This window comes from Paenibacillus woosongensis, assembly GCF_009725165.1.
In the GTDB taxonomy this organism is placed as follows: domain Bacteria; phylum Bacillota; class Bacilli; order Paenibacillales; family Paenibacillaceae; genus Fontibacillus; species Fontibacillus woosongensis.
Map to the genome: position 1 here is coordinate 331,145 of NZ_WNZW01000003.1, position 11,911 is coordinate 343,055.

Sequence of the window (11,911 nt, forward strand, 5' to 3'; positions counted from 1 at the left end):
GTTTGCTAGGCTCAAGGCTGCTAATTAGAAAGGTAAAATGGATATGAAACTACGAAGAAATATTTATGCCAAAGAGAATATGACCGGTTATTTGTTTATTTTGCCTCAGATGCTGGTTTTCTTGCTCTTCCTTGTATATCCGATCATTGAAGGCATCAGGCTGAGCATGTACCGGATCAACTATCAGAGCGAGACATTTGTCGGCTTCGATAATTACCTGACCCTGTTTAGTGATCCGGTCTTCTTCAAGGCCTTATTTAACACCGTCATATTTGTCGTATTTATCGTCATTCTTACGGTTGGTTTTGCTTTATTCGTAGCTTCGGCAATCTTTGATAAGAACGCCAGATATGTCTCCTTTATCCGGGGAAGCTACTATATTCCTGTCATGGTTTCTATGGTTGTCATGAGTATGGTTTGGAGCTTTTTGCTTAATCCGGCAAACGGATTGATTTCGTATTTTGCCCGCGATATGGGGCTGGGCACAGTGAACCTTCTCGGTAATCCCAAGACGGTTATGCCCGTCATTATTTTCGTCACCTTTGCGACCAACGTCGGTCAAGCAATTATCCTGTATATCGCAGCGATGATCGGCGTACCTAAAGATCTATTCGAAGCGGCAGAAGTGGATGGAGCCAGCAGATGGCAGGTCATCCTTAAAATATTGATTCCATCCGTCAAACCGACGACCGTGTACATTACGATCATAAACATCATTGCTGTTCTGAAAATATTCGTCGTCATTCAGTTGTTGACCGGCGGCGGTCCAAATAATGCCTCCGTGACTCTGATGTATTACCTGTACAACAACGCATTTAAATATAATCAGCTCGGAGTTGCTTCTGCGGTTGGGGTGATTATGTTCATCATCACACTGCTGCTCTCAGTACCTCAATTGAAAAGCATGCTTCAGGAGAAGTGAGGGGGATAAGCTCAATGTCACAAATCAAGAACAAGAAAAAAATGGAGAAGTTCGATATCGTTTCAAACGCGATCATTACCCTCTTCGCTGTTTTAAACCTGTTTCCGCTATATTGGTTATTTACAAGCTCTTTGAAAAACAGCTCGGACGTCGTCAAGATGCCGCCAGACTGGTGGCCAAAGACGATTACTTTCTCCAATTATGTCGATATATTTCAAAACCAGCCCGCTTTGCGGTGGACGTTCAACAGTATTTACGTGTCCGGCGTTACAACCATTCTGGTCATTGTCATCGGTTCGATGGCAGCGTACGCTTTCTCGAAAATTAATTTTAAATTCAGCAATCTAATTTATATTATTTTCATATCCAGCTTGATGATTCCAAAGGAAATTATGATTGTACCGCTCTTCCGCATCGTCCAGAATTTCCACATGGTAAATGCCTACGGCGGAATGATCTGGCCAAACGTGGCGGGGGCATTCGGGGTATTTCTATTAAAAGGGTTCTTTGATACGACGCCAAATGCGCTCAGGGAAGCGGCGAGAATCGACGGTGCCAGCGAGTGGCGAACATTTACGAGAATCATGCTGCCGATCGTTAAACCGGGCATTGGAGCATTGTTCATCCTTAATTTCGTCCAGGTCTGGAACGACTATTTGTGGCAATTGGTCGTTGGCCAGGAGAAATTGATGAAAACACTAATGGTCGGTACCGCGACCCTGATGCAGGATCTCAACCCTAACTTTGCTTACAAAATGGCCGGAGCGACCGTTGCGGCCATTCCGATGCTGATCATTTTCGTATTGTTCCAACGCTACTTTACATCAGGCATTACGGCTGGGGCAGTGAAAGAGTAATAATTATATAAAAACGTGGAGTGGTTTACAGATGAAGACAGATCATAAAGTGCTAAAAGAGATCCATCATAGATTAGTCGTATCCTGCCAAGCGCTGCCTGAGGAGCCTCTTCATAGCCCCTTTATTATGGGAAGAATGGCATATGCCGCCTATTTGGGCGGAGCAGCAGGCATTCGTGCGAATAGCGTGGAAGATATTAGAGAGATCAAGAAAACAGTTCAATTGCCGATCATCGGCATCATCAAACAGGTATACGAAGGTTCGGATGTGTTTATTACACCGACATTAAAGGAAGTTGAGGCTCTGTACAATGAAGGCGTAGATATTATCGCAATGGACGCAACTGACCGCATCCGTCCCGACGGGACGACGATTTCCGAGTTGTTCCCGCGTATTAGAGAGATGTACAAGGATCAGTTATTTATGGCTGACTGTTCAACGTTCGAGGAAGGCGTCATGGCCGAGGAGCTGGGATTTGATCTCGTAGGCACCACTTTGAGCGGGTACACAGAAGCAACGAAAGGCATAGCTTTGCCTGATTTTGATTTAGTGGAGCGGCTTGTAAGCCGTCTATCGGTTCCTGTTATTTCGGAAGGCGGGATCTCGACGCCGGAGCAGTTGAAGAAAATGTACGACCTTGGCGTATATTCGGCGGTGGTTGGCTCTGCCATCACCCGGCCGATGGAAATTACGCAGCGGTTCGTGAAGGCTGTGAGAGAATGAGAATATTAGCCGCGGATATTGGCGGAACGAATACAAAGCTCTGCATCTGTGATGAACAGGGAAGGATGGAGCAATTCCAGGAATACGCCACGGAGAGCCGCCAAGGCGGCCCTCATGTGATGGCCCGATTGATGGACAAGCTTGCGGAATATGACGATTTTGATGCGATTGCCATCAGTACGGCCGGGCAAGTTGATTCGGAAGCAGGAATTATCGTCTTCGCTAACGAAAATATACCAGATTATACTGGCATGAGAATAAAGGACATGCTTGAGGAGAAGTTTCATAAACCTGTAAAAATCGAAAATGATGTGAACGCGGCCGCGCTCGGAGAAGCATTTTTCGGCGCTGCCCGGCACTTGGATGATTTTTTATGCTTGACTTATGGCACGGGGATCGGCGGGGCCATCGTGATCAATCGCCGGGTTTATAAGGGGGCTAACGGCGTGGCTGCTGAATTTGGCCATATCGTAACACATGCCGTAGCCGATCGCGGCAACGGGGGCAACCCTCTTTTTTACGAAAAATATGCCTCTACGACGGCCTTGGTGGAAATGGCCAGGGAGGTTGACCCTGACTGCAGAAATGGCAGAATGCTGTTCGAGAAGATCAAGCACGGGAACAGTCAACTGGAGCGAATTCTGCACGCCTGGGTGGATGAAGTCGTCTACGGTTTAACCTCAATCATTCATATCTTTAATCCCTCTGCCGTTATAGTCGGGGGTGGCGTAATGGAGCAGGATGAGCTGGTTCGGCTTGTAGAAGCCAGAACGAAGGAAATGGTTATGGAAAGCTATCGTGATGTGAAAATTCTGAAAGCCTCCCTAGGGAATAAAGCGGGCGTTCTTGGAGCGGCATCACTATTTTGTCGATAGGGGGAGAGAATTTGCGGCCATTAAGTATTTTTACTTCGATTCATTCCAAGTACAACAATTTAACGAATACAGAGAAGAAGGTAGCCGACTATGTGCTGGAGAATGCTGCGAGCGTGGTTTACATGTCCATTACGGATTTGGCCGATGCCTGTAATGTTGGGGAATCCAGCATATTCCGCTTTTGTAAATCACTTAGCTATAAAGGCTATCAGGAATTTAAAATCGCCCTGGCTCACAGTATTACCGTGGACAATGAGATTCCGCAGCTGACCGACCAGGTGCTCATGGATGATTCAATTGACCAGGTCGCGTCCAAGGTGCTGTCTTCAAATATCAGCGCATTGAATGAGACTTTTAATCTGCTAAACATTGAGAAAATCGACCAGGCCATCGATTATTTGATCGGTGCCGACCGGATATTGTTCTTTGGTGTGGGCTCGTCACTGATCACGGCCATGGAGGCCAAAGTCAAGTTCATGCGGATTACAAATAAGGCGGAGTGCACCTTTGACTCACATTTGCAGATGATGTCGGCGGCTCTCATGTCCGAGCGGGATGTAGCTGTAATCATTTCGTATTCAGGTTCAACCAAGGACAATATTGAAGTGGCGAAGAAGGCAAAGGAGCGCGGCGCTACGGTAATATCGATTACGCGGTTCGTTAAGTCACCGCTAACTTCGTATTCGGACCTTACGCTGCTGTGCGGAGCCAATGAAGGCCCGCTGCAGGGAGGTTCCTTATCAGCGAAAATATCCCAGCTCTATTTGCTGGACGTGCTATATACCGAATATTTCAAAAGATCGAAGGAGCAATCGGTCGCCAACAAGGAGAATACCGCTGCAGCGGTCAGCGAGAAGCTGCTATAGGTAAGTAAATTTATTATTTGTTACGGGGAGATGCATATGATTTTAGGCTCACTGGCAACCTGGAAAGACGATCATAAATTTGAGCATAAGGCCATTATTGAGGCGATTGAAGCGATCCAAGGCATCGTTAGTGATCCGCCGTCCCCTGGGCGCGTCGAGATTCGGGGCGATGAGATGTATGCGTCAGTGATGGAACTGGAAGCAAAGCCGTTTGCAGAGCAGGTAGCAGAGAAGCATGAAGCCTATATCGATGTGCATTATCTGATCGAAGGCGAGGAGATTATCGGATGGTCGCCTGCAGAAGGGGGAGAACAACCTGTGCAGTCGTATGATGAGGAAGGGGACTATGCGCTGTATCAGCCTTCAGATAAAGAAGTGAAATTAGCGATGAAGCCCGGAATGTTCGCCGTATTTTTTCCGCATGATATTCATAGACCAGGCATGGCTGAGCAGCCGGCAGCCATCCGCAAGCTTGTGGTTAAGATTCATGTCAATATGTTCAAATCGTGAATCATGTAAGCAAAAGTTCTGTATTAAGAGCTTTTGCTTTTTATTTTGTCTGATACTTGTTGAATGTGGGCGGATAGTTCTTCATGTAGAACATAAATATGAACAGGCATATAGGAATGACATGTTTCCGAGTCTTAAAGCCTATTAAAATAGGCTTGTTAACCTATATTAGCACGAACAACTATTGTTAAATAAGTACTTATGAACTATAATCGAGAAGTAGTATTTAGTCGAATAAAGTTGAAATTTGTATTAAATTGTCGAACGATGTATTGTTCAAAGCTTTGAAGTGACATCTGAATAGAAGGGCAAACTTGCCGAAAGGCAAGGACGCAAAGCTACAGGGGCTACTTTGTCACCGAATCAATGACATTATGCCAGCCAGTTGCCGAAATCGAGAGAATCCTCCGTTATTTCGGGAGGATTTTTGTCTTAGGAAGGGGGGATGAAATGAGCCAGACGAGTGAACAATACGTTGTTTTTGCCATCAACGGCAATGATTACGGGATTCCTGTCCTAGAAGTATCAGAAATTATCCGGATGCAGACGGTGAATTGGATTCCGAATTCGCGCCGGGAGTTTCTAGGCATGATCCAGCTGAGAGAAAAACTGATCCCCATAATAAGTCTCCATACCATATTTTCAGAGGCAGAAAAGGAGTTGGATTCAAAAACCCGCATCATTATTATACATACAGAGGAAGCAAACCAGAATATCGGCATTGTCGTTGATGAAGTAAATAAGGTCATGTTCCTCCCTAAAGAAGGAATCAGCTTCCCGCCGCATATGGCGCAGCAGGCTTGGCTAAAAGGGATGTTTCAGCAACAGGATTCCCTAATTGTACTGCTTGACATACAAGCTCTGCTTGCGGATGTTAACGGCGGTTATTCGTATATTTAAATACTCATTATCACAGGAAATTAACTGTAAAATATCGAATGAGGTGGCCCCAATGAAGTGGTTTTATAATCTAAAGACGTCAGTCAAGCTGATCAGTTCTTTTATTGTTTTAGCGATCATCGTTACCTTTGTAGGCTTCTATGGCTTAAACAACATGGATAAGCTGAACAATAGTATAAATGAGATGTATGACAATCGCTTGCTGCCGATTACGAACGTCATGAATGCCCAAATCACTTACCAGCAAATGAGAGCGGATTTGCTGAACTTGCATATGAGCGAGTCGCAGAAAGATAGAAATGAGTATTTGGTCAAAATGGATGGATTTAAAAAAGATATTGATGACCGGATTGTGGAATATGGAACAAGAAGCTTTAACACAATAGAGCATGAAGAGCTGTACAAAAACGTTCAGCTCTCGTGGCAAAACTTTCAGCGCGCTTACGATGAAGCGGTTCAATTAACGATGGAAGGTAAGAATGAGCAATTTCTTGACTACCTTCATGGAGATTACGAGGATATCCGTGAGGACTTCAACAATTATTTAACAAGTTTGACGACGTTAAACGTAAATAGAGCAGAGCAATCTAGCATTGAAACGGATGTGCTTTATGCTTCGTCAAGGACGATCACGCTTGTCATTATTATTGTCGCCATGCTGCTTAGCATAGCTTTCGGATATTTGATATCCCAAGTGATCGCCCGTCCGTTAAATCGTGTTGTCGGGCTGGTGGAAAAAGTCGCTCATGGCGACCTAACAGAGACGGAAAATATCGATACGAAGGATGAGGTTGGGCAAGTGGCCGCATCGATCAATGATATGGTGCTTAGCCTTCGCGAAACCGTAAGCAGCATTCTAGGCTTGGCGGAGAATGTCTCCGCCGCCGCAGAACAAATTTCCGCAAGTACGGAGGAAATTGCCAGCAGCAGTACGAGTCAAGCGAACGATGCTCAGGTGATGAATGAGCTTTTCCGTGAGTTGTCCCTCGCGATTACTTCCGTAGCCCACAGTGCAGAGGAGGCATCGGAGTTGTCGAATCAAACGCTGACGATTGCCCAAAACGGTGGTGAGGTGGTTCGTTCGTCTATCTCGGGAATGAACCAGGTCAATGAGCAGATGGCTTTACTCGAGGAGGATTCTAACCGAATCGGGGAAATTATTGAGGTGATCGACGACATTGCCGATCAAACGAATTTGCTCGCGCTGAATGCGGCAATTGAAGCGGCTCGTGCGGGAGACCAAGGACGAGGATTTGCGGTCGTTGCGGACGAAGTCCGGAAGCTGGCCGAGCGAAGCAGCGAAGCAACCAAACAGATTACTGCGATTATTAAAGGTATGCAACAAAATACGAAACATAGCGTCCGCGCGGTCGAAGAGGGTGTGAGATCCACACAGCAGACAGGCGAAGCTTTTGAGCATATTATGGCCATGGTCAATGATTCGGCACAGAAAGTCGCCGAGATTGCAGCCGCCAGTGAGGAGCAGGCTGCACAATCCTCGGATGTGCTCTCCTCGATTGAGAGTATTTCCGCCGCAACGGAAGAATCGGCCGCGAGCAGTGAAGAAACAGCTTCTACGGCACAATCCCTAGCCGAACTGGCAGAGGAACTGAATCAGTCAGTAGCTATTTTCAAGGTCAGGTAAACAACAAGCAGGAACCTCTAGCCAATGCAGGGGTTCCTGCTTGTTGTCTATGTAGTCACACCAGAATATTTCTTGATAACATGTACTGGACGGCGGCTTCAACATTCTAGGACTGGACTTTCCGACGGTGCTGTCGTATATCATACTATGGATGGTCACTTATAACCCCCTCATCGCAGGTGGGGAAATCGTTTTTGGCGAACCGATTCACGAATGCTCCATTATTAGTAACGTTAAAAGATTTTGCGTTCTTTAGCGGGCTGATCATTTCGTTTGTGCTATACACTTTTCTCTACAAGAAACAAACGAGAATATGCAGGCAGCTAAGTGGCTTGGGAGGATTGAAGTGGGAAAACTGATAGTCGTAGCGATTGGCGGAAACGCACTTGTCAAAGGAAACGATTATGACACAATTCAGGATCAGTACGAGGCTGTTTGCGATATTGCCGTCAACATTGCAGATATGGTAGAAGCGGGCTGTGAAGTCATTGTGACTCATGGCAACGGCCCGCAGGTAGGCTATACACTTCGCAGGGGGGAAATCGCCGAGAAAGTAGCCGGCATGCCTAGCGTCCCGCTTGTCAACTGTGTAGCGGATACCCAAGGCGGCATCGGCTATCAAATTCAGCAGGCGCTGACGAATGAATTCATTCGCCGCGGTATGAAGCAAAAGGTAGCAACCGTCATTACACAGGTCGAAGTGAGCAGCAATGATCCGAATTTTAAAAAACCGAGCAAGCCTGTAGGCTCCTTCTTTACGCTGGAACAAGCTCAGGAGCTGAAAAGGGAGCACCCGGACTGGGTCTTCGTGGAAGATTCGGGCCGGGGTTACAGACGCGTCGTGCCTTCGCCACAGCCGATCGACATCGTGGAGAAAGATGCCATCAAATCGTTAATTGAGAGCGGCTACGTGGTCATCGCCGTCGGCGGGGGCGGGATTCCCGTTGTCAAGAGAACGGATCAGACTTATGAAGGCATTGATGCCGTAATCGACAAGGATCTGGCAACGAGCTTGCTGGCGGATCAAATCCAAGCCGAGATCCTGATTATTACGACTGGTGTTCCCAAAGTGTTCATTCATTTCGGCAAGCCGAACCAGAAAGCGCTGGATAAAATTACGGTGTCCGAAACGAAGCAATATGTGCTCGAAGAGCATTTCCCTAAAGGCAGTATGCTGCCAAAAATCGAGGCCAGCCTGAGCTTTCTAGAGAAAAGCGGCTCCCGAGTCATCATTACCAATCCGGAAAGCTTGAAGGCCGCAATCAACAACGCGGCAGGCACGCATATCGTAAAATCATATGGGGAGGATGTATGAACATGGATTACATGAAACTAGCAGCAGACAAAACCATCGAGGGCATGGACAACAACATGGGAGGACCTTTCGGAGCTACTATTGTACGCGGCGATGAAATTATTGCCGTATGCAGTAACCGTATGATGGCCGATACCGACCCTTCGCAGCATGCGGAAATGGTCGCGATTAGAGAAGCGTGCAAAACGCTGGGTACGATGGACCTCTCCGACTGCGTCATTTATGCGACCTGCGAGCCTTGTCCGATGTGTGTATCCGCTATTATTTGGTCAGGCATCAAACAGGTGTACTATTGCAACACGGCCGAGGATGCGGATAAACACGGCTTCAGCGACATGCATCTGCGCAATTATTTGACAGGCAAAGATACAAGCGTGCTGAATATGTTGAAGGTGCCGGCTCGCGAAGATTGCGACAAATTATTTGAGCACTTTCAGAAGCTGCAAGAGAACCAATAATGTAAAATATCATGCAGCAGCGACCTATCTAAAATCATTGTTTTAAACCACTCGTAAATATGATAGAATTCAACGGATTAGCCTACATCAGTTGAAATAGGAGACTCATGAATGAAACGAATGAAGCTGTCGCTGCGGTATTTAATTGTATGTGTTGCTCTATTATCTTTCATCTTAACGCTGATTAGCAGTTTGCTGAGCGGTTACGAAACCAACAAACACACGTTAATTGCCAACACGCTGGAGACGAATCGAATGTATGCGGAGAAGCTAGCACAGACGACGGACGGCTTCCTATATTCGACCTTGCAGACTCTGAGCGTTAGCGCTGCGGAAATCGCGAAGATCATCGATGACGAGGCGGCACTGCTGAGAGAAGCGGATCGCTTGAAATTGCAAACGAATACTTTCAATTCCGTGGCGATTACCGATCCGAGCGGGAAAGTATTGGCTACATCTCCGCAATCGCTTGATCTTAAAGGCAAAATACTGACTTCGGATTCCGCTAAGGAAGCGCTTAAAGAAAGAAGGCCGCTTATTTCGAAGCCTTATACGGGGATCACAGGACGTCTGATTATTTTTATCTCTTATCCGATTTTCGATGAGCAGCATAGTTATTTGGGTCTGGTTGGCGGGACGCTTTATTTGAAAGAAATGAACATTCTCAACGAAATTCTGGGGGAGCATTTCTACAAAGACGGCTCTTATGTTTTCGTAGTAGATGAGGACGGACGCATCATATATCACCAGGATCAAACCCGCGTCAATGAAGTCGTGGACGAGAACCCGGTCGTACGGAAGCTGATGAATGGGGAGCGGGGAGCCCAGCGCGTCATTAACACGAAGAAGAAGGACATGCTAACGGGATATAGTTATATTCCTACGGCCGATTGGGGCGTGGTCTCGCAGCGGGAGACAGAAATAACGCTGGCCCCTGCAAAAGAAATGCTGAAGAAGATGATCGTTACCTCCTTTCCGTTCTTGTTCGTATCGCTCATATTCATCATCTGGCTGTCCAATAAAATAGCGCAGCCGCTGCATAAGCTGGCCTATTATACCGAGAATAGTACGGAGAAGAATCAGGAGAAGCATATAGCGAAAATACCAGCTTGGTACTACGAGGTCATTCAGCTAAAGAAGGCGCTCGTTCACAGCCTCGCGTATTTACATAATCGCATTAATTATTCCAACCATGAGTCGAAGACTGATTCACTCACGAAGCTGACAAATCGCCGGGGGATGGAAGAGCATATGAAAAAGTGGCTGGAGAAACAGTCGCAATTCTCGCTAATAATGCTGGATATCGACCATTTCAAACGGGTCAATGATACCTACGGCCATGCGGCAGGCGATCATGTATTGCAATTTCTGGCCATACAGATGTTGGAATCTGTAGAACCTGATCATATTTGCTGCCGGTATGGCGGAGAAGAATTCATCATCCTGCTGCCAGATACGTCCCAGCAGGATGCAGTCAAGGTCGCGGAGAGACTAAGATCGAAGATGGAAAGAACGGTGAGTCCATGCGGAGACATCGTAACGGTCTCCGCGGGGGTGGCTGCATATCCCGAGCATGCTTCCGGTCTCGATGGGCTTGTGGCCAAGGCGGATGCTTCCCTGTATGAAGCGAAGAGGCGCGGACGAAATCAGATCGTCGCTTTCGAACCACACGATGTCATACAGGCTTAGCATCTATACATTGAACCATTTTTGATCTATGGTATCAGCCGCTTAAATATTACGCCGACAGCCGACCAGGATGACTGGTCGGTTTATTGCAAAGATGCAATATTCGTCACAGTAAAGGAGGCTTGAAGGATGACCCTTCAGCAGTTGAAATACGTGATAGAGGTCGCTACCCGCGGGTCGATGAACGAAGCCGCGAAACGCTTGTTCATTTCACAGCCCAGCCTGTCTAATACGATCAAGGATTTGGAGGAGGAGCTGCAGATTACGATTTTTGAACGGACGAATAAGGGGATTGTACTCACGAAGGACGGTGCGGAATTCCTAAGCTATGCCCGTCAGGTCGTCGAGCAAGCAGCGTTGCTAGAGAGCCGCTATTTGAATGTGAAGCCGGCCCCCCAGCATTTCTCCGTATCAGCTCAGCATTATGCTTTTGCGGTCAGTGCTTTTGTGGAGCTCGTGAACCAATATGGACATGACGAGTACGAGTTGGCGTTGCGAGAGACGAAGACCTACGAAGTGATAGAGGATGTCAAGCATATGTACAGCGAAATCGGCATCCTGTATCTGAATGAATTCAATGCTAAGGTCATAAACAGGCTGTTGGACGATGCCGGGCTGCAATTTACCAGCTTGTTTGTGGCACGGCCGCATATTTTTATTAGCGCCAGGAACCCTCTTGCGAAACAGCCCGTTGTCACCATTGATCAGCTCGACGATTATCCGTTCCTCTGCTTCGACCAGGGCGAATTCAACTCGTTTCATTTCTCCGAGGAAATTCTAAGCACGCTGTCCCATAAGAAGCTGATCCGGGTCAATGACAGAGCGACGTTGTTTAATTTGCTGATAGGCCTTAACGGTTATACGATATCCACGGGGGTGCTGAGCGCCGATTTGAACGGACGCGATATCATTCCGATGCCCTTGGACTGTGACGAGTCGATCAATGTGGGCTGGATTTCGCATCGGAACATGCCGTTGTCGAAGCTGGGTACAGCCTATGTGGAGGCGCTCAAGGAATCTGTAGCCAAGGATTACGGTTGATTATAGTCTTAGGCTATAGCTAGTCATAGTTATTGGAGTTACGTTATAACAGTTGTTACATGGTACCTTATCGATAGAACGGTTTGTTGTGGTCGTTCTCATCTGGAGA

The 11,911-nt window shown here is 46.9% G+C and carries 12 protein-coding genes and 1 riboswitch; all 12 genes read left to right on the plus strand.

Going from position 1 to position 11,911, the window contains the following annotated elements; translation table 11 throughout:
• Positions 1 to 43 precede the first annotated feature (43 nt).
• The 12 genes from GNP95_RS12465 to GNP95_RS12520 all read left to right on the plus strand — a co-directional run bounded on the left by GNP95_RS12465 (position 44) and on the right by GNP95_RS12520 (position 11,802).
• Positions 44 to 922 (plus strand): carbohydrate ABC transporter permease, encoded by an 879-nt coding sequence (locus GNP95_RS12465; protein WP_155611181.1) that lies wholly within the window; start codon positions 44 to 46, stop codon positions 920 to 922.
• Between the two features lie 14 nt (positions 923 to 936).
• On the plus strand, positions 937 to 1,779 hold the full coding sequence (locus GNP95_RS12470) for a carbohydrate ABC transporter permease (protein WP_155611182.1): 843 nt from the start codon (positions 937 to 939) through the stop codon (positions 1,777 to 1,779).
• A 31-nt stretch (positions 1,780 to 1,810) separates the two neighbouring features.
• Entirely contained in the window at positions 1,811 to 2,503 is a 693-nt protein-coding gene (locus GNP95_RS12475) for an N-acetylmannosamine-6-phosphate 2-epimerase (RefSeq protein ID WP_155611183.1), read from the plus strand.
• A complete protein-coding gene (locus GNP95_RS12480) occupies positions 2,500 to 3,378 on the plus strand; it encodes an ROK family protein (RefSeq protein ID WP_155611184.1) in 879 nt (292 codons plus the stop codon). The genes GNP95_RS12475 and GNP95_RS12480 overlap by 4 nt, the downstream gene beginning before the upstream one ends.
• Before the next feature lie 11 nt (positions 3,379 to 3,389).
• Positions 3,390 to 4,244 (plus strand): MurR/RpiR family transcriptional regulator, encoded by an 855-nt coding sequence (locus tag GNP95_RS12485; protein ID WP_155611185.1) that lies wholly within the window; start codon positions 3,390 to 3,392, stop codon positions 4,242 to 4,244.
• Positions 4,245 to 4,280: 36 nt separating this feature from the next.
• Entirely contained in the window at positions 4,281 to 4,754 is a 474-nt protein-coding gene (locus GNP95_RS12490) for a NanQ anomerase/TabA/YiaL family protein (protein WP_155611186.1), read from the plus strand.
• 297 nt (positions 4,755 to 5,051) lie between these two features.
• Positions 5,052 to 5,147: riboswitch (cyclic di-GMP riboswitch) on the plus strand.
• Between the two features lie 57 nt (positions 5,148 to 5,204).
• The gene (locus GNP95_RS12495; protein ID WP_155611187.1) at positions 5,205 to 5,654 is read left to right on the plus strand and encodes a chemotaxis protein CheW; all 450 of its coding nucleotides are present in this window, start codon (positions 5,205 to 5,207) and stop codon (positions 5,652 to 5,654) included.
• 52 nt (positions 5,655 to 5,706) lie between these two features.
• Positions 5,707 to 7,299, plus strand: a complete 1,593-nt coding sequence (locus tag GNP95_RS12500) for a methyl-accepting chemotaxis protein (protein ID WP_155611188.1) — start codon at positions 5,707 to 5,709, stop codon at positions 7,297 to 7,299.
• Between the two features lie 346 nt (positions 7,300 to 7,645).
• Positions 7,646 to 8,614: a carbamate kinase family protein gene (locus GNP95_RS12505; RefSeq protein WP_330163381.1), complete on the plus strand. Its 969-nt coding sequence runs from the start codon at positions 7,646 to 7,648 to the stop codon at positions 8,612 to 8,614.
• Between the two features lie 2 nt (positions 8,615 to 8,616).
• On the plus strand, positions 8,617 to 9,072 hold the full coding sequence (locus GNP95_RS12510) for a nucleoside deaminase (protein WP_155611190.1): 456 nt from the start codon (positions 8,617 to 8,619) through the stop codon (positions 9,070 to 9,072).
• A 111-nt stretch (positions 9,073 to 9,183) separates the two neighbouring features.
• A complete protein-coding gene (locus GNP95_RS12515) occupies positions 9,184 to 10,761 on the plus strand; it encodes a sensor domain-containing diguanylate cyclase (protein ID WP_155611191.1) in 1,578 nt (525 codons plus the stop codon).
• A gap of 129 nt (positions 10,762 to 10,890) precedes the next feature.
• On the plus strand, positions 10,891 to 11,802 hold the full coding sequence (locus GNP95_RS12520; RefSeq protein ID WP_155611192.1) for a LysR family transcriptional regulator: 912 nt from the start codon (positions 10,891 to 10,893) through the stop codon (positions 11,800 to 11,802).
• Positions 11,803 to 11,911: the final 109 nt, after the last annotated feature.

Bases quoted from the DNA above. Each gene is read 5' to 3' on its own strand.
- GNP95_RS12490 (WP_155611186.1), top strand. From the start codon at position 4,281: ATGATTTTAGGCTCACTGGCAACCTGGAAAGACGATCATAAATTTGAG.
- GNP95_RS12500 (WP_155611188.1), top strand. From the start codon at position 5,707: ATGAAGTGGTTTTATAATCTAAAGACGTCAGTCAAGCTGATCAGTTCT.
- GNP95_RS12515 (WP_155611191.1), top strand. From the start codon at position 9,184: ATGAAACGAATGAAGCTGTCGCTGCGGTATTTAATTGTATGTGTTGCT.
- GNP95_RS12495 (WP_155611187.1), top strand. From the start codon at position 5,205: ATGAGCCAGACGAGTGAACAATACGTTGTTTTTGCCATCAACGGCAAT.
- GNP95_RS12475 (WP_155611183.1), top strand. From the start codon at position 1,811: ATGAAGACAGATCATAAAGTGCTAAAAGAGATCCATCATAGATTAGTC.
- GNP95_RS12510 (WP_155611190.1), top strand. From the start codon at position 8,617: ATGGATTACATGAAACTAGCAGCAGACAAAACCATCGAGGGCATGGAC.
- GNP95_RS12470 (WP_155611182.1), top strand. From the start codon at position 937: ATGTCACAAATCAAGAACAAGAAAAAAATGGAGAAGTTCGATATCGTT.
- GNP95_RS12465 (WP_155611181.1), top strand. From the start codon at position 44: ATGAAACTACGAAGAAATATTTATGCCAAAGAGAATATGACCGGTTAT.
- GNP95_RS12480 (WP_155611184.1), top strand. From the start codon at position 2,500: ATGAGAATATTAGCCGCGGATATTGGCGGAACGAATACAAAGCTCTGC.
- GNP95_RS12520 (WP_155611192.1), top strand. From the start codon at position 10,891: ATGACCCTTCAGCAGTTGAAATACGTGATAGAGGTCGCTACCCGCGGG.